Annotated in this window: 21 protein-coding genes; 4 read left to right on the top strand and 17 right to left on the bottom strand. The window is 61.6% G+C overall.

Annotated elements, in window-relative coordinates:
• The first annotated feature begins 111 nt into the window (after positions 1-111).
• The gene (locus HDE79_RS18040; protein WP_184603997.1) at positions 112-624 is read left to right on the top strand and encodes a Spy/CpxP family protein refolding chaperone; all 513 of its coding nucleotides are present in this window, start codon (positions 112-114) and stop codon (positions 622-624) included.
• 96 nt (positions 625-720) lie between these two features.
• On the opposite strand, the gene HDE79_RS18035 is transcribed toward HDE79_RS18040, so the two are convergent.
• Together HDE79_RS18035 and HDE79_RS18030 are read right to left on the bottom strand one after the other, a co-directional pair.
• On the bottom strand, positions 721-891 hold the full coding sequence (locus HDE79_RS18035; protein ID WP_184603995.1) for a hypothetical protein: 171 nt from the start codon (positions 889-891) through the stop codon (positions 721-723).
• Between the two features lie 120 nt (positions 892-1,011).
• Positions 1,012-2,382, bottom strand: a complete 1,371-nt coding sequence (locus HDE79_RS18030; protein ID WP_343205997.1) for a formimidoylglutamate deiminase — start codon at positions 2,380-2,382, stop codon at positions 1,012-1,014.
• Between the two features lie 97 nt (positions 2,383-2,479).
• On the opposite strand from HDE79_RS18030, the gene HDE79_RS18025 reads away from it, so the two are divergent.
• The 3 genes from HDE79_RS18025 (at position 2,480) to hutI (ending at position 6,943) form a co-directional block, all read left to right on the top strand.
• Positions 2,480-4,048, top strand: coding sequence for a bifunctional GNAT family N-acetyltransferase/carbon-nitrogen hydrolase family protein (locus tag HDE79_RS18025; RefSeq protein WP_184603993.1), 1,569 nt, complete (start codon positions 2,480-2,482; stop codon positions 4,046-4,048).
• 115 nt (positions 4,049-4,163) lie between these two features.
• On the top strand, positions 4,164-5,687 hold the full coding sequence (locus tag HDE79_RS18020; RefSeq protein WP_255488496.1) for a chloride channel protein: 1,524 nt from the start codon (positions 4,164-4,166) through the stop codon (positions 5,685-5,687).
• Between the two features lie 23 nt (positions 5,688-5,710).
• The gene (hutI, locus tag HDE79_RS18015; protein WP_184603989.1) at positions 5,711-6,943 is read left to right on the top strand and encodes an imidazolonepropionase; all 1,233 of its coding nucleotides are present in this window, start codon (positions 5,711-5,713) and stop codon (positions 6,941-6,943) included.
• A 34-nt stretch (positions 6,944-6,977) separates the two neighbouring features.
• On the opposite strand, the gene HDE79_RS18010 is transcribed toward hutI, so the two are convergent.
• The 15 genes from HDE79_RS18010 to HDE79_RS22275 all read right to left on the bottom strand — a co-directional run bounded on the left by HDE79_RS18010 (position 6,978) and on the right by HDE79_RS22275 (position 20,942).
• Positions 6,978-7,706, bottom strand: a complete 729-nt coding sequence (locus HDE79_RS18010) for a hypothetical protein (protein WP_184603987.1) — start codon at positions 7,704-7,706, stop codon at positions 6,978-6,980.
• Between the two features lie 116 nt (positions 7,707-7,822).
• Positions 7,823-8,818: a tetraacyldisaccharide 4'-kinase gene (gene lpxK, locus HDE79_RS18005; RefSeq protein WP_184603985.1), complete on the bottom strand. Its 996-nt coding sequence runs from the start codon at positions 8,816-8,818 to the stop codon at positions 7,823-7,825.
• Between the two features lie 8 nt (positions 8,819-8,826).
• Complete coding sequence (msbA, locus tag HDE79_RS18000) at positions 8,827-10,647, bottom strand: lipid A export permease/ATP-binding protein MsbA (protein WP_184603984.1); 1,821 nt, start codon at positions 10,645-10,647, stop codon at positions 8,827-8,829.
• Positions 10,644-11,075 (bottom strand): biopolymer transporter ExbD, encoded by a 432-nt coding sequence (locus HDE79_RS17995; protein WP_184603982.1) that lies wholly within the window; start codon positions 11,073-11,075, stop codon positions 10,644-10,646. Before HDE79_RS17995 ends, msbA begins: the two co-directional genes overlap by 4 nt.
• A 10-nt stretch (positions 11,076-11,085) precedes the next feature.
• Positions 11,086-11,751: a MotA/TolQ/ExbB proton channel family protein gene (locus tag HDE79_RS17990; protein ID WP_184603980.1), complete on the bottom strand. Its 666-nt coding sequence runs from the start codon at positions 11,749-11,751 to the stop codon at positions 11,086-11,088.
• Between the two features lie 141 nt (positions 11,752-11,892).
• Positions 11,893-14,235, bottom strand: coding sequence for a DNA internalization-related competence protein ComEC/Rec2 (locus tag HDE79_RS17985; protein WP_184604141.1), 2,343 nt, complete (start codon positions 14,233-14,235; stop codon positions 11,893-11,895).
• A 156-nt stretch (positions 14,236-14,391) separates the two neighbouring features.
• Positions 14,392-15,123, bottom strand: a complete 732-nt coding sequence (gene lolD, locus HDE79_RS17980; RefSeq protein ID WP_184603978.1) for a lipoprotein-releasing ABC transporter ATP-binding protein LolD — start codon at positions 15,121-15,123, stop codon at positions 14,392-14,394.
• Positions 15,116-16,357, bottom strand: a complete 1,242-nt coding sequence (locus tag HDE79_RS17975; RefSeq protein WP_184603977.1) for a lipoprotein-releasing ABC transporter permease subunit — start codon at positions 16,355-16,357, stop codon at positions 15,116-15,118. The genes lolD and HDE79_RS17975 overlap by 8 nt, the downstream gene beginning before the upstream one ends.
• A gap of 169 nt (positions 16,358-16,526) precedes the next feature.
• On the bottom strand, positions 16,527-16,964 hold the full coding sequence (locus HDE79_RS17970) for a protein YgfX (protein ID WP_184603976.1): 438 nt from the start codon (positions 16,962-16,964) through the stop codon (positions 16,527-16,529).
• On the bottom strand, positions 16,936-17,205 hold the full coding sequence (locus HDE79_RS17965; RefSeq protein ID WP_255488495.1) for a succinate dehydrogenase assembly factor 2: 270 nt from the start codon (positions 17,203-17,205) through the stop codon (positions 16,936-16,938). Before HDE79_RS17965 ends, HDE79_RS17970 begins: the two co-directional genes overlap by 29 nt.
• An 86-nt stretch (positions 17,206-17,291) precedes the next feature.
• Positions 17,292-18,074, bottom strand: a complete 783-nt coding sequence (locus HDE79_RS17960; RefSeq protein WP_184603974.1) for a succinate dehydrogenase iron-sulfur subunit — start codon at positions 18,072-18,074, stop codon at positions 17,292-17,294.
• 84 nt (positions 18,075-18,158) lie between these two features.
• The gene (sdhA, locus tag HDE79_RS17955) at positions 18,159-19,946 is read right to left on the bottom strand and encodes a succinate dehydrogenase flavoprotein subunit (RefSeq protein ID WP_184603973.1); all 1,788 of its coding nucleotides are present in this window, start codon (positions 19,944-19,946) and stop codon (positions 18,159-18,161) included.
• 20 nt (positions 19,947-19,966) lie between these two features.
• Positions 19,967-20,356, bottom strand: coding sequence for a succinate dehydrogenase, hydrophobic membrane anchor protein (sdhD, locus tag HDE79_RS17950; RefSeq protein WP_184603971.1), 390 nt, complete (start codon positions 20,354-20,356; stop codon positions 19,967-19,969).
• The gene (gene sdhC / locus HDE79_RS17945) at positions 20,353-20,748 is read right to left on the bottom strand and encodes a succinate dehydrogenase, cytochrome b556 subunit (protein WP_184603969.1); all 396 of its coding nucleotides are present in this window, start codon (positions 20,746-20,748) and stop codon (positions 20,353-20,355) included. Before sdhC ends, sdhD begins: the two co-directional genes overlap by 4 nt.
• Before the next feature lie 89 nt (positions 20,749-20,837).
• The gene (locus tag HDE79_RS22275; RefSeq protein ID WP_343205996.1) at positions 20,838-20,942 is read right to left on the bottom strand and encodes a DUF1674 domain-containing protein; all 105 of its coding nucleotides are present in this window, start codon (positions 20,940-20,942) and stop codon (positions 20,838-20,840) included.
• Positions 20,943-21,075: the final 133 nt, after the last annotated feature.

Genomic DNA, 21,075 nt, shown 5'->3' with positions numbered 1-21,075 from the left:
GTGCAACACCACGTTCTTTACCCATCTTTACCTGGCGGCAAAGAACATATACGCGGGGGTGTCGTCCAATATACGCAACAACTCACCCCAACCACCACCAAGGTATTTCTTATGCGCAAGAGCCTCACACTCAGCCTGGTCCTGGCGTCGGCCATGGCCCTCACCACACTTGCTGTCTCCGCTCAGCAAGGTCCTGGCGGCGAGCATGGCGGCCACGGCGGTCATGGTCATGGCCAGTTCCTGCCGCTAGGCAAACTCAACCTGACCACGGCTCAGCAAGCCAGCATCAAACAGATTGTCCAGACCAGCTTTGCGCAGAACAAGACCCAGCGCCAGGCGCTCCATCAGCAGCGCGAGGCTTTTGAAGCCCTGACTCCGGATCAGGTCGGTTACCAGGCAGCCGCCGCCAGCCTGGCTCAGGCCGAAGGCGCTGCCACCACGCAGCGCGTGCAGCAGCAGGCCGCCATCCGCACGCAGATCTATGCTGTATTGACCACCCAGCAGAAGGCACAGTACGCCACACTGAAGACGCAGCAGCAGGCTCGCAAGGCACAGTGGGAACAGTTCAAGGCACAGAACCCGGTGTCGGCCACGGCCGCCTCGACTTCATCGCAAGCGCAGTAAGTTTCAATTCACTGATAGATAGTGCATTACCCGATGGCGCCAGCAGCAAAAGCTGGCGCCATCGGTTTTTTTTGAAGCGGACTTAACGGTAGTCACTTAGCGATAACCCCAGTGACCACCAACCCAGACATGCTGGGGAGCCCAATAGCCCGTGACCCAGACGCGCTGGTGGTAAGGCCGCGGCGGCACCACGATGCAGCCGGACAATGAAAGGGCGCCGCCCATCAGGGCAGCGGAAATCAGCAGGGTAGACATGAATCGACGCATGGGAACACTCCATGATGGGGATGTGTGCCCAGTAACGCGGTCGTGACAGCAGCCGATGACGTGGTCTCGCCTTGTCGATAGCTGTCATTCATTTGGCTAACAGTCAGCAAGGGCGGAACCTTAGCCCGCTGCCAACCCAGTGACAGTGTGGCGATAGCGTGCAGCGATGCGTTCCTCGTCACGATGCTGGAAATCACGCACCACCCACTCGCCGCCGCACATCACGTCGCGCACCAGCGGCGTGTTTCCCGCGAACAGAAAACTGTCGATCACCGATGATGCGTCGCGTGCGACCAGCAGTGGTGAGTTTTCGTCCAGCACCAGCAGGTCGGCGCGCGCGCCATTGCGCAGCTCACCGATCGGCAGCCCGGATGCCTGCGCACCGCCGCTCAATGCCGCTCGCCACAGGGTTTCGCCCACGCTGGCACCGGGACGACGCGCACCGATATTGCGATGGCGCGAGACCAGCCGCTGGCCGTATTCGAGCCAGCGCAGCTCTTCCACCGGTGAGATGGAGATGTGCGAATCCGAACCGATACCGAGCCTGCCACCGGCATCGAGGTAATCCGCCAGCGGAAATAGCCCGTCGCCAAGATTCGCTTCCGTCGTGGGACACAAGCCAGCCACCGCGCCGCTGCTTGCCAGCCGCGAGGTTTCGTTATCGGTCAGATGCGTGGCGTGAACCAGGCACCAGCGCGCGTTGACGTCGGCGTTATCGAGCAGCCACTCGACCGGCCGCGCACCGCGCAGGGCGAGGCAATCCTGTACTTCGCCGATCTGCTCAGCGACATGGATATGGATGGGACAGTTCTGCGCCGCTTTGCTGGCGAGTACTTCGCGCATGGCATCGGGCGGCACAGCGCGCAGCGAGTGCAGTGCGATACCGACGCGCAACTGCTCGTTCTCGTATGGCTGCAGCGAATCCAGCAGACGCAGATAACTATCCACGCTGTTGCCGAAGCGGCACTGCCGCGGCGCCAGCGCGCGACCGTCGAAACCGCCGCTCATGTAGAGCACCGGCAGCAAGGTCAGCGCGATGCCCGCCTCGCGTGCGGCCTCGATCAATGCCAGCGACATCGCCTCCGGCTGTGCGTAAGGCGCGCCATCCGGCTGATGATGCAGATAATGAAATTCACAGACCTGGGTGTAACCGGCCTTGAGCATTTCGACGTAGAGCTGGGCAGCAATCGCCTGCAATGCCTCCGGACTGATCGCCGCGGCAAATCCGTACATGATTTCGCGCCACGACCAGAAACTGTCGTCGATACGGCTACGACGTTCGGCCAGTCCAGCCATTGCGCGCTGAAACGCATGCGAGTGCAGGTTCGGCATGCCGGGCAACACCCACTGGCCGATCGACTGCGGTGCAACGTCAGTGGCAGCTGACAAATTTCCCTCGACATCCACACCAAGGATCACATCGCTTTGCCAGCCATCCGCATGCCAGCTACTGGCGGCGCTGTAGTTATAAATACGTGCCTCGTCGCCCACGGCCTTTGCTCCTGACGTAAAACTCAAAGTGAGGTAAACCAAAAGTGTAACCGGCACAGTCGCTTTCACTTCACTTTACGTGCGGCATAATCCTGAAATGGCCAAGAAAACCAGTGAACTCAGCCCCAAACTCCTGCTTCGTCTGGCAACACCGGAAGACGTGCCGCAGCTGGTCGATCTCACCGCGCGCATCTATACCGCCGAATGGGGCCATTCGGCAGAAATGTTGCGCTCGCAGCAAACGCATTTCGCCGCAGGTCAGTTCGTCGTCGAATACGAAGGCAAGGTCGTCGGCTATTGCGCCACGTTCCGTATCGATGAGGCTACGGCGCTGGCGCCACACACCTGGATGCAGATCACCGGCGGTGGCATGGGCTCACGCCACAAGCAGGACGGCGACTGGCTGTACGGCATGGAAGTGGTGGTGCATCCGGATTACCGCGGCATGCGCATCGGTCAGCGGCTGTACCAGGCGCGCAAGCGCCTGTGCATGGATCTGAAACTGCGCGGCATCGTGTTCGGCGGACGCATTCCTGGCCTGGCCAAGAGCATGCAACGTTACGGCACCGCCGAGGCATATGTGCAAGCCGTGGTAGAGGGCAAGCGTCGTGACCTGACGCTGAGCTTTCAGCTGTCCAACGATTTCGAGGCGATCGGCGTGCTGCGCGCTTACGCGCCCTCGGACTACGATTCATTGGGCTATGCGGTTCACATGGTCTGGCGCAATCCGCAACTGCTCGATCACCCGGACATGCCGTCGATTCCATCGACGCAGAACATGCCCGATTCGGTGCGCGTGGCGTCGGTGCAGTACCAGCAGCGCAAGATCGGATCGTTCGAGGAATTCGCCACGCAGGTGGAATACTTCACCGATATCGCCGCCGATTACAACGCCGATTTCGTCACCTTTCCCGAGCTGATCACGCTGCAGTTGCTGTCGATCGAAAACACCGAGCTGTCGCCGGTCGAATCGATCCGCAAGCTCAGTCAGTACACCCCACAGGTAAAAGAGTTGTTTGGCCGTCTGGCCGTCCACTACAACATCAACATCATCGCCGGCACGCACCCCACCGAGCAGGCCAACGGCGACATCCACAACGTCTGTTACGTGTGTCTCCGGGATGGTTCGATCCACGAACGCGAAAAGCTGCACCCCACTCCCAGCGAGCGCACCGTCTGGAGCATTACCGGCGGCGACACGGCAGCGACGGTGCAAACCGACTGCGGTCCGATCGGCGTGATGATCTGCTACGACTCGGAATTTCCGGAAGTGGCGCGTCACCTCACCGACCAGGGCGCACTGATCCTGTTCGTGCCGTTCTGTACCGACGTGCGCGAAGGCTATCTGCGCGTACGCTACTGCTCGCAGGCACGGGCAATCGAAAACCAGTGTTACGTGGTGCTATCGGGCAACGTCGGCAATCTGCCCGGCGTCAACAACTTCGACATCCAATATGGCCAGAGCTGCATCCTGACGCCCAGCGATTTTCCGTTCGCGCGCGACGGCATTGCCGCCGACTCCACCCCGAATATCGAAACCGTGCTGTTTGCCGACTTGCGGCTGGAGAGTCTGGCGCGCGCGCGCAACGCTGGCGCGGTACAGAACCTGAAAGATCGCCGCTTCGATCTTTACGAGATGCGTTGGCACACCAAGCCGCGAACCTGATCGCGACCTGACATCGGCCTGCCTCGGCAAGGTCTGCAATAATCACTCGATGACCGACTCTACCCCGCCTCGCTCGAATCCATCTGACCGGGACGAGGCAGAGCGGGCGCCATCCATGACGAAATCATCCAACCCGCGGCTGCAGGCGGTGCTGGGACATGAGTTCTTTGCACCGCAGCAGTGGAAGCGACGCATCGCCCTGTGGGCTGGTGCCCTGCTGGTGGCGCTGGCGGCGATCGTGTTTGCCAAGGCGAGCGACTGGTCGTACCACCTGTTTCAGCAGATCCTCACGCATGGCATCTGGATTCCATTGATCCTCACGCCGGTGGTGTTCGCGCTGCTGGCCTGGGTCACCGAGGGCAAACTGCGCGCCACGCGCGGCAGCGGCATTCCGCAAGTCATTGCTACCTTGCATATCGAGGATGAGGGTTTTCGCGAACGCATGCTGGCCCTGCCGATTGCCGCGGGCAAGATGATCCTCACCCTCGTTGCCTTGGCGGTTGGCGCTTCGATCGGCCGTGAAGGCCCGACCGTGCACGTGGGTGCCGGCATCTTCTATTCGCTGGGCAAACGCTTTGGTTTCGATGATCCCAAGGCGGCCTCGCGCTTCATTCTCGCCGGCGGCGCGGCAGGTATCGCGGCAGCCTTCAATACGCCGCTGGCCGGCGTGGTATTCGCCATCGAGGAACTGGCCGGCACGTTCGAGCATCGTTTCAGCGGTCTGCTGCTCACCGCGGTAATTATCGGCGGCGTCGTGTCGCTGGGCATCATGGGCAATTACGCCTACTTCGGCCGGGTAGAAACCCTGCTGCCGCTGGGCCACGCGTGGCTGGCCGTACTGTGGTGCGGTGTGATCTGCGGGCTGCTCGGTGGGCTGTTCGCCCGGCTTATTTTGCTCAGCCGCAATGGCCCGCTGGCTTATATCGGCCGGCTGCGAGCGCGTGGTCCCGTATTGTTTGCCGGTGGCTGCGGGCTTGCCTTGGCGGTCATCGGCGTACTCTCGCACAACACGGTCTACGGCACGGGCTACGACCAGGCCCGCGCCTTCGTGCAGGAATCGGCGGTCACGCCAGGCCAGACCTTCGGCATCGCCAAGCTGCTGGCGAACGTGGTGTCGTACTGGGCCGGCATTCCCGGCGGCATCTTTTCGCCAGCCCTTGCGGTGGGCGCCGGTATCGGCCACAACATCGCCACGTTTCTGCCCAGCGTGCCGGCCGCGTCGGTCGTATTGCTGGGCATGAGTGCGTATCTGTCGGGCGTGACCGGTGCGCCGCTGACCTCGGCGGTGATCGCGATGGAGCTGACCGACAACCAGGACATGGTGATTCCAATCATGGCTGCCTGCCTGCTGGCACGCGCTGCAGCTTCGCTGTTCTGCCCCACGCCGGTCTACAAGGATTTTGCCGAACGGATGGTGCAGGATTTCGAAAAGCAGCAGGCCGCCCAGGCTGAAACCACTGAGAAAGCCAAGCTTGAAGCCGAAGCGATGCAGCATGTCGGCAACACCACCGCTTTCGACGAATCGGCTGGGCCCATCGCCGACGAACCGGTTGATGACGAACCAGTTGATGACGAGCCGACAGATCTCGACTCCGACAGCGAAGAGCCACCCGGCAAGACGCCACCCAACGCAACCTGAGGCCATCAAGGAGCCTGCGAAACATGAGCACGCCACGCTGGGATCGACTGCTGATGAATGCCACGCTGGCGACGTTTGCCGGCGACGCGCCGTGCGGCCTGATCGAACGCGGTGCCATCGCGATCCATCGTGGCCGCATCGCCTGGGTCGGGCGCGTGGACGCTTTACCGGCGGCGCCCGACACACTGTCTGCGATCGTGGATTCACTCGATGGCGCGCTGGTCACACCTGGTTTGGTCGACTGCCACACGCATCTGGTATTTGCCGGCGATCGCGCCCACGAGTTCGATCTGCGCTTGAATGGTGCCAGCTATGAGGACATTGCGCGGGCTGGCGGCGGCATCATATCCAGCGTCACGGCCACGCGCGGCGCTTCGGAAGAGCAGCTATACGCGCAGTCGCTGCCGCGCGCCCTGGCCCTGCTCGCCGACGGCGTGACCACGTTGGAAATCAAATCCGGCTACGGGCTGAATCTGGATGGCGAACGCCGCATGTTGCGCGTCGCCCGACGCCTGGGGCGTGAGCTTGGCATGACGGTGCGTACCAGCTTCCTCGGCCTGCACGCGCTGCCGCCCGAGTACAAGGATCGGCGCGACGATTACGTCACGCTGGTATGCGACGAGATCCTGCCGACACTTGCGGCGGAAAAACTGGTCGACGCGGTCGATGCATTCTGTGAATCGATCGGTTTCAGCCATGCGGAAACCCGTCGCCTGTTCGAACGCGCCAAACAGCTCGGCCTGCCGGTGAAGCTGCATGCCGAACAATTGTCCGATCTGCATGGTGCCGCGCTCGTGGCTGAATACGGTGGCCTTTCTGCCGATCATCTGGAGCACCTCAGCGAGTCCGGCATTGTAGCCATGGCCGCCGCCGGCACCGTCGCGGTGCTGCTTCCCGGTGCGTTCTACGCGCTGCGCGAAACGAAACTGCCGCCAGTCGAACTGCTACGCAAGCACGCTGTAGCAATGGCGATTGCCACCGACTGCAACCCCGGCACTTCGCCGCTGCTGTCGCTACGGCTGGCCGCCGGCATGGGCTGCACACTGTTCCGGCTGACGCCCGAAGAGGCGCTGCGCGGCGTGACTGTCAACGCAGCACGTGCGCTCGGCCTCGCCGATCGTGGCACGCTGGCGGTCGATCAGCGTGCCGATCTCGTTGTGTGGAATGCGCGTCAGCCGGCTGAACTCTGTTACTGGATCGGCGGTAATTTGGTGCGTCAGGTCTGGCTTGGCGGCGAGCCGATATCAACAGACTAAGTGACCTAGCTCGGCATTCTCAGGCGCAACCACTTCAGGGCTTGCTGGTTGGCGTCAGCTCATTCAACACTTTGCCGCTGGCATCGAGAAACTTGAGACTTGAGGTACCGTCCTTGGCCACGCCCATCACGATGCGAGGATGGCCGTCGGCATCGCGCAGACTGATTTTGGCAACACCGTCGTCACCACGTGCCAGCACGATGCGGGTCGACCCGTAATAGTTGCTCTTGCTGCGCGCCTGCATCAACTGCTCACGTTCGGTGGCCGGCATGGCGTCGATTTTCTGCATTTCCACCAGATCCTGCTGGATGGGCCGATCGGGTCGATCACTGACGATCAATCCCGCCGTATGCCCATCACTGTCGTGTGCACCGAGTAACTGCACCAGCTGATCCTGCTCGTATTTGTCGAAGGTGAGGCTGCCACCGGAGTTGACGATCTTGCCGTCCTTGTCCTTGTAGCCGCTGAAGATAAGGCCGCCGTTCTCGGTGCCTTCGTCGTTGTAGAACAGCATGCCGGCGTCGAGACGTTCATGCGCGTACTCCTTGCCCTTGATGATTGCGCCAGGGAAACGCGCCTTGTCTGAAATAACCATCCGCAATGTGCCATCTGGCTCCACCAAGTCGATGCGCTGTACGTCCAGCTCTTCAAGACTCGTCTTCTTCGGCGCCGACACGAAACCGCTGAGCACGCTGACCGCAAATACGGCGGTAAGCACGCCACTGTAGATCACCAGAAAACGTTGACCGATCTGCTCTTTCATATCGATTTCTCCCAGGAAGTTACGAGGCACTACGAGATCATCCCACGCGGACATCAAGCCTTTATGAGCCGCAAGCCATCCAGCTGGACAATGGCAATGCCGAAAACCCCAACGAGTTACGCGGCCGGTTGGCGAGCCGACGCGTTGCCGATACGGTCAATCAGCGCTACGTAAAAAGCATCCGGTAAATCGGCGCGCACCGGCACGCGCCACCAGCCAGACTTTGCGAAGCGCTGGCACTTCACCGCGTCCTTGTCGGTCATCAGCACAGGCAAACCATCAGAAAAATCCAGATCCGCAGGTACAAACTGATGATGATCGGCGAAGGCATGTTCGATCACATCGATGCCGACTTCGCGCAGGCTGTCGAAGAAACGCCGTGGATTGCCAATCGCCGCGACCGCGTGGACGCGTTGCCCTGCAAACATTGCAAGCAACTGGCGTCGACCATCACTCAACGACACGATCTCGCCGCCGCGCAGTTGCATCGAGTATTCGCCGTCTGCTGCGATGCCGCCGTTGCATACGCGAAAATCCACGCGCTGCAATCGATGCATCGGTTCGCGCAAGGGGCCGGATGGCAATAGCCGTTCATTGCCGAAGCGGCGTACGCCATCGATCACGCAGATTTCCACATCACGCGCCAACCGATAATGTTGCAAACCATCGTCGGCGATAACCACATTGCAGCCCGCGTCGAGCAGCAGTCGAGCTGCCGCTGGACGATCGCGCCCGACGGCCACCGGCACGCCGCTGACGCGGATCAGACAAGGCTCATCGCCTACCTGCGCCGGATCGGGCGTATCCCCCAGCAACAGCGGCTCGCGCTGACTACCGCCGTAACCGCGACTGGCGACGCCCGGTCGATAACCGCGATCGCGCAAGGCTTCGACTACGGCGATGGTCAGCGGCGTCTTGCCAGTACCTCCGACGCTCAGGTTGCCGATCACGATGACAGGTGCTGGCAAAACCACGCTGCGTCTGACGCCTGACTGATAGAGCCATCCGCGCAGCCGGATCACGGCGCCGTATATATTGGATAGCGGCCTGGCCCACCATGGTGCGCGGCCGTTACCGTACCAGGCTGATTCGAGTGTATCGATCAGCGCCATGGAGAGCCTCAGATGCCCGCAGGCTGACTAACGGATTCGCCTGCCTGACCGCTGCTTTGATCGACCGTTTGATCGTGAAACTGCATCCGATGCAGCGCCGCATAGTGTCCGCCCAGCGCGATCAGTTCGGCATGCGTACCACGCTCGACGATGCGGCCCTGATCCATCACTGCGATCTGGTCGGCGTGCTCGATGGTGGATAGACGATGCGCGATCACAACGGTCGTGCGATCCTTCATCAGTCGCTGCAGCGCCTGCTGGATCAACCGCTCAGACTCGGTATCCAGCGCGCTGGTCGCTTCGTCCAGCACCAGGATCGGCGCATTCTTGAGGATCGCGCGCGCAATCGCGATGCGCTGACGCTGGCCACCGGACAACATGTTTCCGCTCTGCCCGATCTGCGTCTGCAAACCCTGTGGCATACGCGAAATGAATTCCATCGCGTTGGCAGCTTCAGCTGCCGCGACGATGTCTACTTCGCTGGAGCCGGCGAGTTCGCCGTAGGCGATGTTGTTGGCCACCGTATCGTCAAACAGCACCACGCTTTGACCGACCCAAGCGATCTGTTTGCGAAGCGAGGCCAACGTATAGCTTTCGTAATCCTGACCATCCAGCACAATGCGGCCACCGGTGGGCGCATGAAAGCGCGGCAGCAGGCCGACCAAACTGCTCTTGCCGCTGCCGGAACGCCCAACCAAAGCCGTTACCGTACCCGGCGCGCAATGCAGATCGACGCCGCGCAACGCTTTCATATCATTGCGCGGATAAACCAATTCCACGCTCTCGAAACGGATGTCGCCGCGCGTGCGCGTGAGCTCGCGCGTGCCCTTGTCGATTTCCGGCGGCAGATCGATCACTTCGAAGATATCCTCCGCTGCCGAAATGCCGCGCTGAATATTCGACTGCACGGTAGTAAGACGCTTCAGAGATGCCAGCATGGCTCCCATCGCTGTCAGCACGGTAAAAAAGGTGCCCGGCGATATCTGGTTGATCACCTGCGGCCGCGTACCGAGAAACACCAGCGCCGCCAGCGCGGTGGAGGCGACGATCTGTACGGTCGAACTGGATGCCGCGTTGGTAGCGGCAATCTTCAGATTGAGCCGCCGGGTGTCCCTGGTGACCTGCTCGAATCGATTCGCCTCGCGCTCCTGGCCCCCATAGATGCGGACCTCCCGATGCGCGCCGACCGATTCTTCCACAGTACCGGTCACCGAACCCATGCTGCCCTGTATACGGCGACTGATCTGTCGGTAGCGCCGGCCGACCACGGTCGCCACCAACGCGATCGCCGGCACCATAATCAGCAGCGACAGCGTCAAGTACGCGCTGTTGTAAAGCATCAAGGACAGCATCGCGATAACGGTGAAACCGTCGGTGATGGCGATCTTGGCGGCATCGGTCGACGCCGAGGCTACCTGCTCGCTGGTATAGGTGACGCGCGATACCTGCTGGCCGGAAGGTTCGTTGCCGAAATACGGCGCGGGCAGTCGTAGATAAGCCGCGAATACATCCCGCTGCATCGCCTGCACCACGTGCCGGCCGATATAGGCAACGCCATAGTCGCTGGCAAACGTGCCGAGCGCGCGCACGTAGAAAATACCGATGATCCAGATCGGCATCCAAAAGATCCAGTAAGCGTCTTTTTGCGCGAACAGCTTGTCGATCATGTTTTTCAACAGCTGGTTAAACAGCGTCAGACCACCACCGTCCAGCAGCATGCCGACAAGCGCCACCAGCGCTATCGGCCAGTAACGCGCCGAATAACCCAGCAGTCGTCGATAGACTTTTCGGCTATGGGCATTCCATACGCCGCCCTTGCCATTACTCACTGCGCTTTGTCCGGCTGCGTCGGCGTGGTAGCGATCGACAGCTTGGTAAAGCCCAGCTGGCCCAGCGCGTCCATCGCAGTCACCACGTTCTGATGTGCTGTCATGCCGTCGGCACGAATGGTGACCTGGCGATCGCGGTCGGTACCGGCGATGCGTTCGATGGTCTGCTTGAGCGGCTCGATGCCCTCGCCCATCACTTCATCGCTGCCGACATAGAACTTGCCATCGCGGTCGACCACGATGGTCAACGCTGGCGCGTTGGTATCGTGGTCTTGCGAGCTGGCCCTGGGCAGCGTCACCTGCAGATGCGTGTGCTGTACGAAGGTGCTGGTGAGGACAAAGAACATCAACAGGGTCAGCAGCACGTCGATCAACGGAATCACGTTGATCTCGAAATCGTCCTGACGGCGGTCGTTACCAATACGCATCGTCGTGCGCTCAGCTCGCGCTCGGCGCAGTGGATGCCGGGCTGCGACGGACGCGTGTTGCCGGAGCAGGCGCCGCGGCCAGGGTCAGATCATCCAGCAGCGCGGTGGCCTGTTTTTCCATCTGCACGCAGTAGCCCGCCACGCGCGAGCGGAAATAGCGATGCAACACGTAGGCAGGAATCGCCACGGTGAGGCCGGATGCCGTGCAGATCAGCGCTTCGCCGATGCCGCCAGCCATCTTGGCGGGGTCACCGATGCCGCCGGCCATCACTTCCATGAACATGCGAATCAGGCCGATCACCGTACCGAACAGGCCGAGCAGTGGGCCGATCAGAGCGATGGTGCCCAGCGTATTGAGGTAACGCTCCATCCGGTGCACCACGTGCCGGCCGGTATCCTCGATGCGCTCCTTGATCAGCTCGCGCGAGCGGTTGCGCACGGCCAGCGCCGAGGCCAGCAATTCGCCCAGCGGTGAACCGATGGCAAGCGTATCGATGTGGGCGGGATCGAGCTGGCCCGAACGTGCCCACTCGCGCACCTCGTCACCGAGACCCGGCGGCAACACCGCGCTGCGACGCAAAGTCCAGCAACGCTCCAGTACGATCGCCAACGCGATCGCTGAACAGATCAGGATGGGCACCATTGCCCAACCGCCAGCCATCAGGATTTCCAGCACGTTCCAACCCCATCGCAGCAACGATTTGATGAGCGCGCATGATAGCAGTCCCGCTCGCGGGTACTGCGGCGGGTGTGGCATTCCATGCTATGTGCGCGGTTCAAACGGATCACTCGAACGCCGCCGACGTCAGGCAAATACTCATTCGCGCCAGTAACGCGGATCGCGCTGTCGCCAGCCCTGTTGGCGCTCTGGCTCGCCGTCCGCCGGAAAATTCACCGGCATGGCACCCTGCTCGGCGGTGTTGAAAACCGCTACGTGAGCAGCCGCATAGCGCGCCAGCGTATCGGGTCGCGGATGGCGAAAGCGATTGCGCCAGCCCGCCGATACCAGCGCGAACGCTGGTTTTATCGCGGTGATGAAGCTGGCGCTGGAAGAGCTGCTACTGCCGTGATGTGGAACCAGCATAACCAGTGGTGTACCAGGATCAAGCGCAGTAATTACCTGCGACTCCGCCTTCATGCTGATATCGCCAGTGAGCAACAGACGTCCGCCGTGTCCCTCGATCAGCAGCACGCACGATCGATCGTTGTTCTTCTTGGCTTTTTGATCCGCTATGGCATCGTCCTTGGCGGATAACCTGACTGTGAATTTATCGGCCGCAGGATTCAGCACGCGAAAACTCACGCCGTCCCATTGCCACGCCTGACCCGCCATACATTGCTGCATCGGTATCTTCATCCTGACCGGTTCGCCGGCATAGCGCGATGCATTGGGAAAGGCATTGGCAACGGCTTCGGCGCCGCCAGCGTGATCGTTATCGCCATGGCTGATCATCAGCACGTCCAGCTGATTGATGCCCAACGCGTGCATCGACGGCAGTACGGTCGACTCACCCAGATCGAAACCCGACGGATAACGCGCGCCGGTGTCGTATACCAACGCATGCTCGCGCGTGCGAAGCACGACGGACAAACCCTGCCCCACATCCAATACCCAAGCCTCGAATGCACCTTCAGCCGGCAAATCAAGAGGTGGCACCAACAGTGGCAGGAACAGCAATATCCCGAGCCAGCGCATCGGTACGCCGCGCGGCAGGAACAACCACGCCGCGCCCAACAGCGCCAGCAATAACGCCCAGGATTGCACGGTCGGCAAGTACCAGTGCGCGCCGGGCCAGCCCGCCATCTGCTCCAGCAACCACCATTGCGCGTGCGCCAATTGCGCGGCCAGCCACAACACTGGCGTGGCCAATGGCGGACACAACCCCATCAGCAAGACGCCAACCAGCGCGCAAGGCACGATCACAAAGCTGATCACCGGCACGGCGATCAAATTGGACAACGCGCCGACCAACGAGGCCTCGCCGAAAAACCACAGACTAAGCGGCAACAGCGATACCGTCATTACCATCTGACCGACCGACAGTTCATGCAGAAATGCACTCAGACCTCGGCCGCGCGCCTGCAGACACAACATCAGAAACGATACGCCCACGAACGACAGCCAGAAGCCGGGCTCCAGCACCGACAGTGGATCGACCAGCAGAATCGCGATCATCGCCAAAGCCAGTGACTGCACGCCGCTACCACCTCGCCGGCTGCATCGTGCGATAGCCACCACCGCAATCATCAGCAACGTGCGCACCGTCGGCAAACCGAAGCCCGCAAGTGCGCTGTAGATGCCGGCGACCAGCAGCGCAGCGCCAGCCTGCGCCTGCGGCCGCGGTAGCCGCCAGCCAAGGCGCGGCCAAATCGCATAAACCAGCATCGCCAGCCAGACACCAAACACCGCGGCGACACCGACATGAAAGCCGGAGATGGCAATGAGGTGCGATACGCCGTTGGCCCGTGCCACTTCCCAGTCACGCTGCTCCAGTCCGCGCGTGTCGCCTACGGAAAAAGCTTGCAGCAGCGCCACATCGTGCGGATCGTGCACGCGCGCCGCTATGCCCCGCGAGATCGCATCGCGTACGCCATTGACACAAAGTCCATGGCTGCCCAAGGGCTTGTTGGCCGGATCCTCGCGTACATAGCCGGTGGCGATGATGCCTCGTTCCAGCGACGAACGTTCGCTGTCGGCACCTCCGGGATTGAGCAAGCCGCGCGGTCGTTTCAGCCGCAGCAACAAATGCCAGCGCGAGCACGGCGGCAACGATGGTGCCATGTCGTACCACGACACATTCAGGTGTCCGTGCAGCGCGACAGGCTTGCCATCCAGCGTGGCTTGCTCGATGCGCAGATTGAATGACGTGGCATCGCTGCGCGCCTGCGGCAATTCGGCAACCGTGCCAATCACCACAAAATCCCGGCCTTCCAGCGCACGCGGCAAGCGCTCATCCATACCGCTAGCGCCGCGCCAGGCAGCCCAAACGATGCCCAACAGCACGCAAGACAGCCAGCGCCAGCGCGGACAACGCCATCCCAGCACGACGGCGACCAACGACAGTACGCCGAGCGACCAGTATGGCGGCAAGCGTGGCAGCCACTGCACCAGCAGCACGCCGAACAGCAGCGTCAATGCTGCGATCACCGCCCTCGGCATTGCTGTGCTTCGTGCCACGCAGCTCGCTCCGCATCTTCCATGATGCCGACGAGCCTAACGTGACGCGGCAAGGCGCAAGGATGAAAGGCGTGTAGGCCGTCGCCGCTTGAGACCAGCGCGGCGATGACCCGACCCGTACATCGACCGCGCGAAGAATCAGGCGCTGCCGTTTTCCAGCAGCACGCCATTGTGCAGGGTCAGCGTGCGATCCATGCGCGCGGCCAGACGGCTGTCATGAGTCACCAGCACGAAGCTGGTGCCGATCTCGCGGTTGAGCTCCAGCATCAACGCATAGACCTGCGCGGCATTGGCCTCGTCGAGATTCCCGGTCGGCTCGTCACCCAGGACGCAGGCTGGACGGGTCACCAGCGCGCGCGCGACAGCGCATCGCTGACGCTCACCGCCAGAGAGTTCGGACGGCTTGTGATGCGCACGCGCGCCGAGCCCTACGCGCTCCAGCAACGCCGACGCCTGCTTCTGTGCCTCACTGATGGCCGTGCCGCGAATCAGCAGCGGCATGCAGACGTTTTCCAGCGCGGTAAATTCCGGCAGCAAATGGTGAAACTGGTAGATGAAACCGAGCGAGCGATTGCGCACGCGGCCACGCTCGGCGTCGGAGAGTTTCGACAGCACGCGGCCGTCCACTTCCACTTCGCCGGCGGTCAGCGTGTCGAGCCCGCCGATGATGTGCAGCAGGGTGCTCTTGCCCGAACCGGAGGCACCGACGATCGACATCGTCTCGCCGCGTTTCAGGGTAAAGCTGACGTCGCTGAGCACGTCGGTGCGCAGGCCGCCTTCGTCATAGGTCTTGGCAACGTGGCTGGCGCGCAGCACGAAGTCACCGGTGTTGGCCACGGAGGAGGATGGGTTCATGGCGGTCTTATTCATAGCGCAGCGCCTGTGCCGGCTGCGTGCGTGAGGCGCGCCAGGCCGGATAGAGCGTGGCCAGCAGCGAGAAGGTAAACGTCAGCAAGGTGACCCAGAGCACGTCGTGCCAGAGCAGAAGGCTGGGCACCTCGCTGATGTAATAGACGTCCGGTGACAGAAAGGTCACGTTGAAGGTATGTTCGATCCACTTGATGATGCCGGGCAACTTCCATGAGAGCAGCGAACCCAGCCCCACGCCAAATCCGATGCCGACAATGCCCACCAGCACACCCTGCACCATGAACATGCCCATGATGCTGCGCGGCGTGGCGCCCAGCGTACGCAGAATCGCGATGTCGGCCTGCTTGTCGGTGACCAGCATCATCAACATCGAGATCAGGTTGATCACCGCCACCAGGATGATCAGCGACAGGATCACGAACATCACCATCTTCTCCATCGACAGCGCGGCGAAGAGATTGGCGTTGGTGTCCTTCCAGGTCTGCACCCGATAGACCTGTCCCAGCGTGTCAGCCAGTTGCTTCGCCACGGGGCCGGCGTTGAACAGATCGTCGAGTTTGAGGCGAATGCCGCTGGGGCCGTCAAGACTGTTCAATTTTTCCGCGTCGCTCATGTTGACAAGGGCAAGGCCCGAGTCGAACTGTTCCATGCCCATTTCGAACACGCCGACGACGTGAAAGCTGCGCATGCGCGGTACGCCGCCCATCGGCGTGGCACGCAGCTCCTGCACCACCACCGTCACACGGTCGCCGACGGTCACGCCCAATGACATCGCCAGCTCCTTGCCAAGCACGATGTTCCAGCTGTCCGGCGTGAGATCAGCCAACGAGCCTTCGACCATGTGCTTGCCGATATCGTCGACCTTCGATTCTTGCGCGGCGTCGATACCGCGCAAGATGGCACCACTGGAATGCTGTGCGCTGAGGTAGGCCTCCGCTTCGACATAGGGCGCTGCGCCAAGCACGTGCGGGTTGGCCTCGGCGGTCTTAAGCGCACGTGGCCAGTCCTGCACGCTTTCGTTAATGCCGGAGATGGTGGCATGCGATACCGCACCGAGGATGCGATCGCGCATCTGGAAGTCGAAGCCGTTCATCACCGACATCACGGTGATCAGTGCGATCACGCTGATCGCGATGCAGACGATCGACACCGTAGAGATAAACGAGATGAACTGGTTGCGCCGCTTGGCGCGGGTGTAGCGCAGGCCGATAAAGAGTTCGAGCGGTCGGAACATGGCAACCTGATCTGTGGGGGGCCGAGAGTGCGGAGCCGATCAACCGGCCATCGAAGCTGCGTCACGGTAAGGCATAGACCGCGTCGACGCCGCAGAGTGCCCGAAGCGGCCGAGGGCGGCAAGTCAGCCAGCGGTGGCAGAACCTGGACGGATCTAGCAACAACCGACCTCAAGCACGCGCGTGCGACTCACCCGTCTGCAAAGTCGCCAGCCGCATGCGCAACCGCCGACGGATATCGGCATCGCTATTGTCCGGCGCCAGCAGCAGGCTATGCGTGCCATGTCCAGCTGTTTTCAGGCGCACCAGCACGAAGACGCCAAGCACCCGGAACGACGCCAACGTGGCAGGCACGTCCTCATGCGAAGTCATATGAACCGTCCAACTATCTTGCGCGCCCCAACCCGCAGCAGATACCGGCGATTGCGCCATCAAGCGGACAGACCGCCGTGTGCCGACCAGCACGATGAGTGACAGCAGCAGCTTTGCCCACCATGCCAGTCCACTCAGCAGCACCGCGAGTACGGCCAAAATGGCGACGATGGCCAGCGCCCAGCGAAATCCCTTCGAGGGACGGTATTCAAAGCCGATGGCGGGTGCGGATGTCATCGATAATTGCCTGCCAGTCCTGGCGCTCGGGTCGTGCGTGGCCCATCACCCAGTCCCACAGATCCGGGTCCTGTGCATCGAGCAGCTCGTCAAAGGCCTGCTGCTGAGCCACGTCGGCGGTCGCAAAGCGCTCGTCCAACCAGCCGCCGAACAGCGCATCGAGCTCACGGGTACCGCGCCGGGTGCGCCAGCGCAGGCGATTGAGCCGAGCCTGTTGCGGCATCGCAGAGGTGTTGTCCATTCGGAGAGTGTAGCGGCCGATGCGCTGTCTAAACAGAACAGGCCGCGCTAGGCGGCCTGTTCTGACAAAGCTTGAGGTCTTTACGGTCAGGCAGAACGACGTTCCACCATCAGCTTCTTGATCTCCGCGATCGCCTTGGCCGGGTTGAGGCCCTTCGGGCAAGTACGCGTGCAGTTCATGATGGTGTGGCAGCGATAGAGCTTGAACGGGTCTTCCAGATCGTCCAGGCGCTCGCCAGTGACTTCGTCACGGCTGTCGACGATCCAGCGGTAGGCCTGCAGCAGAATGGCTGGACCAAGGTACTTGTCACCGTTCCACCAGTAGCTCGGGCAGCTGGTCGAGCAGCAGGCGCACAGGATGCACTCGTACAGGCCATCGATCTTCTTGCGCTCTTCCGGCGACTGCAGCCGTTCGCGATCCGGTGCCGGGCTCTGCGTGCGCAGCCAGGGCTTGATCGAGGCGAACTGGGCGTAGAAGTGCGACAGGTCGGGCACCAGATCCTTCACCACGGGCATGTGCGGCAGTGGATAGATCTTGACGTCGCCGGAGGCGCAATCGGCCGAGGCCATGGTGCAGGCCAACGTATTGGTGCCGTCGATGTTCATGGCGCACGAACCGCAGATACCTTCGCGGCAGGAACGACGCAGGGTCAGCGTGGGATCGATCTCGTTCTTGATCTTCAGCAGCGCGTCCAGAACCATCGGGCCGCACGACTCCATGTCGACTTCGTAGCTGTCGATGCGCGGGTTTTCGCCGTCGTCCGGCGACCAGCGATAGACGCGGAACGTGCGCGGCTTTTTCGCGTTTTTCGCGGCGAAATGCTTGCCGGGCTTGATCTTGGAATTTTTGGGTAGCGTGAACTCGGCCACGATTGCCTCACTTCGTTGGTGCTTGCCGTCAAAGCTCGCGTCGCGAGCGCCGGTGGAACCTTTCAGTCGATCAATAAACGTTGATCAGTACACGCGCTTCTTCGGTGGCACGACCTCGACCTCATCGGTCAAGGTGTACATGTGCACCGGGCGGTAGTCGAAGCGCGTGTTACCCGCGTCGTCCACCCACACCAGCGTGTGTTTCTGCCACTCGTGATCATCGCGATCGGGGAAGTCCTCACGCGCATGCGCGCCGCGACTTTCCGGCCGCTGCAGCGCCGAATGCATGGTGGCCACCGATTGCGCCAGCAGATTGGACAGTTCCAGCGTCTCGATCAGGTCGGAGTTGAAGACCATCGAGCGATCGCTGACGCCGACGTCGCTGAAGGACGCATAGACCTCGGAGATCTTCTTGCTGCCTTCGCTGAGCGTCTCGCCGGTGCGGAACACCGCGGCGTCTTTTTGCATCGTGGCCTGCATCTCGGCGCGAATCTTCGCCGTCGGCGTGCCGCCCTTGGCATGACGCAGATTGTCGAAACGGGTCAACGCCTTATCCAGCACACTGGCCGGCAGATCCTTGTGCGCCGCACCGGGCTGGATCAGCTCGGCGCATTTGTGCGCGACCGCACGGCCAAACACCACCAGATCAAGCAGCGAGTTGGAGCCCAGGCGGTTGGCGCCGTGCACCGACACGCAGGCGGCTTCGCCAATGGCAAACAGGCCCGGCACGACGGAATCCACGTCGTCACCCTTCTTCTGCACGACCTGACCGTGATAATTGGTCGGGATGCCGCCCATGTTGTAGTGGACGGTCGGCAGTACCGGGATCGGCTCCTTGGTCACGTCGACGCCGGCAAAGATCCTCGCGCTCTCGGAGATGCCCGGCAAACGTTCGTTGATCACTTCCGGCCCGAGATGCATCAGGTTCAGATGGATATGATCCTTGTCCTTGCCGACGCCGCGGCCTTCGCGGATTTCGATGGTCATCGCGCGGCTGACCACGTCGCGCGATGCCAGATCCTTGGCGTTGGGCGCATAGCGCTCCATGAAACGCTCGCCTTCGGAGTTGGTGAGGTAACCACCTTCGCCACGTACGCCTTCGGTAATCAGGCAGCCCGCACCGTAGATGCCGGTCGGATGGAACTGCACGAACTCCATATCCTGCAGCGGCAGACCGGCGCGCAGCACCATGCCACCACCGTCACCGGTGCAGGTGTGCGCCGAGGTGGCGCTGAAGTAGGCGCGGCCGTAACCACCAGTCGCCATCACCACCGCCTGGCCGCGGAAGAAATGCAGCGTGCCTTCGTTCATGTCCAGCGCAAGTACGCCACGGCAGACGCCCTCGTCGTCGAAGATGAGGTCGATGGCGAAGTATTCGATGAAGAACGTGGCGTCATGCGCCAACGCCTGCTGATACAGCGTATGCAGGATCGCGTGGCCAGTACGGTCGGCCGCGGCGCAGGTGCGCTGCGCGGTGCCCTTGCCGTAATGCGTGGTCATGCCGCCGAACGGGCGCTGGTAGATCTTGCCTTCCTCGGTACGCGAGAACGGCACACCGTAATGCTCCAGCTCGATGATCGCCGGAATCGCCTCGCGGCACATGTACTCGATCGAGTCCTGATCACCGAGCCAATCGGAACCCTTGATCGTGTCGTAGAAGTGGAAGCGCCAATCGTCTTCGCCCATGTTGCCGAGCGCTGCAGAGATGCCGCCCTGCGCTGCCACCGTATGCGAGCGCGTCGGAAACACCTTGGAGATGCAAGCGGCCTTGAGGCCTTTTTCGGCAAGGCCGAATGTAGCGCGCAGGCCAGCGCCGCCGGCACCGACCACGATCACGTCATAGTTGTGCTGCTGGATCTTGTAGCTTTCCATCGAATCTTGGCTCCCGCGTCTCAGTGGGTCAGCGCAATGCGCAGCACGGCCAGCACGCTCGCAAGCGCGCCGAGAACCGCGAGGAACTTGATCAGCACCAACGAAAGGACTTCCTTCCAGCGGGTGGTCACATAGTCTTCAATCACGACTTGCAGGCCGAGCACGGCATGCCAGAACATGGTGATCAGAAAAATGATCAGCAGCATGGCATTCCACGGCTTGGCCACCGTGGCCAGCGCGGTGGCATAGTCCGCGTGCAGCAGGCTAAGCACGGTGATCACGAACCAGATCAGCAGCACGACGAGCGCAGCAGCGGTGACCCGCTGTGTCCACCAGTGACCGACGCCCGACTGCGATGAACCCAGGCCGCGAGCGACCTTCAGTGGGTTGCGTAAATCCTTCGCGGTCATGCCGCACCTCCTGCGGTCAAGACATAAGCCCAGACCACCGCGGTGAGCACCAGGCTCAGCACCACCGACAGCCAGCTGGATCGAACGAACTGCGGAATGGCATAGCCCGCGCCGGTATCCTGCACTAGGTGCCGGATGCCGTTACATAGATGATAGAAAAGCGCCCAGGTCCAACCGATCAGCAAGATCTCGCCAATCGGGCTTCCGACGATTTCCTTGAACTGGTTGAAGCTCTGCTCGCCGCTGGCCAGATGCAGTAGCCCGGCAACCACCAGCAAGGTGCCCACCGCCAATGCTATGCCTGTCGCTCGATGCAGGATGGAACTCACCATCTGCACTTGCCACTTGTAGATCTGAAGATGCGGAGAGAGCGGTCGTCGCGTATCTGCCATGGCGGCTATCCTAAAAATGGAATCGCTGATCCATGCCGACCCTTGTCACTACTGCGTGCGCGTATGGCAAAGATAGCCATCGCGTTCGTTCAGAAGTCGATGCAGCGTCCGTTCTTTTCCCAGTCGCCATAGCGCGTGGGATCAAGAGCTGGCCGTGTCACCGGCGCTTTGTCCGGTACCGGTGTTTTGGTCACGATAGACGTTTCCGTAGGAACGGAAACAGACTTTGACTCAGCTGGCGTAGAGGTGTCGGACATGATTGGTTACCTCGCAAATATTAATACTTGCCGCACTGCCGCACAACCTTGCCCTACTCCATAGCAGCAA

The organism is Rhodanobacter sp. MP1X3 (assembly GCF_014207165.1).
In the GTDB taxonomy this organism is placed as follows: domain Bacteria; phylum Pseudomonadota; class Gammaproteobacteria; order Xanthomonadales; family Rhodanobacteraceae; genus Rhodanobacter.
This window is presented reverse-complemented; position numbering and strand designations above follow the sequence as displayed.

Bases quoted from the DNA above. Each gene is read 5' to 3' on its own strand.
- sdhD (WP_184603971.1), bottom strand. From the start codon at position 20,356: ATGACCGCGAAGGATTTACGCAACCCACTGAAGGTCGCTCGCGGCCTG.
- lolD (WP_184603978.1), bottom strand. From the start codon at position 15,123: ATGAATAAGACCGCCATGAACCCATCCTCCTCCGTGGCCAACACCGGT.
- HDE79_RS17995 (WP_184603982.1), bottom strand. From the start codon at position 11,075: ATGCGTATTGGTAACGACCGCCGTCAGGACGATTTCGAGATCAACGTG.
- HDE79_RS18035 (WP_184603995.1), bottom strand. From the start codon at position 891: ATGCGTCGATTCATGTCTACCCTGCTGATTTCCGCTGCCCTGATGGGC.
- HDE79_RS17975 (WP_184603977.1), bottom strand. From the start codon at position 16,357: ATGTTCCGACCGCTCGAACTCTTTATCGGCCTGCGCTACACCCGCGCC.
- HDE79_RS17985 (WP_184604141.1), bottom strand. From the start codon at position 14,235: ATGCCGAGGGCGGTGATCGCAGCATTGACGCTGCTGTTCGGCGTGCTG.
- lpxK (WP_184603985.1), bottom strand. From the start codon at position 8,818: ATGGCGCTGATCGATACACTCGAATCAGCCTGGTACGGTAACGGCCGC.
- HDE79_RS18020 (WP_255488496.1), top strand. From the start codon at position 4,164: ATGACGAAATCATCCAACCCGCGGCTGCAGGCGGTGCTGGGACATGAG.
- HDE79_RS17965 (WP_255488495.1), bottom strand. From the start codon at position 17,205: ATGGACAACACCTCTGCGATGCCGCAACAGGCTCGGCTCAATCGCCTG.
- sdhC (WP_184603969.1), bottom strand. From the start codon at position 20,748: ATGGCAGATACGCGACGACCGCTCTCTCCGCATCTTCAGATCTACAAG.
- sdhA (WP_184603973.1), bottom strand. From the start codon at position 19,946: ATGGAAAGCTACAAGATCCAGCAGCACAACTATGACGTGATCGTGGTC.
- HDE79_RS18025 (WP_184603993.1), top strand. From the start codon at position 2,480: ATGGCCAAGAAAACCAGTGAACTCAGCCCCAAACTCCTGCTTCGTCTG.
- HDE79_RS18040 (WP_184603997.1), top strand. From the start codon at position 112: ATGCGCAAGAGCCTCACACTCAGCCTGGTCCTGGCGTCGGCCATGGCC.
- HDE79_RS17970 (WP_184603976.1), bottom strand. From the start codon at position 16,964: ATGACATCCGCACCCGCCATCGGCTTTGAATACCGTCCCTCGAAGGGA.
- HDE79_RS18010 (WP_184603987.1), bottom strand. From the start codon at position 7,706: ATGAAAGAGCAGATCGGTCAACGTTTTCTGGTGATCTACAGTGGCGTG.
- hutI (WP_184603989.1), top strand. From the start codon at position 5,711: ATGAGCACGCCACGCTGGGATCGACTGCTGATGAATGCCACGCTGGCG.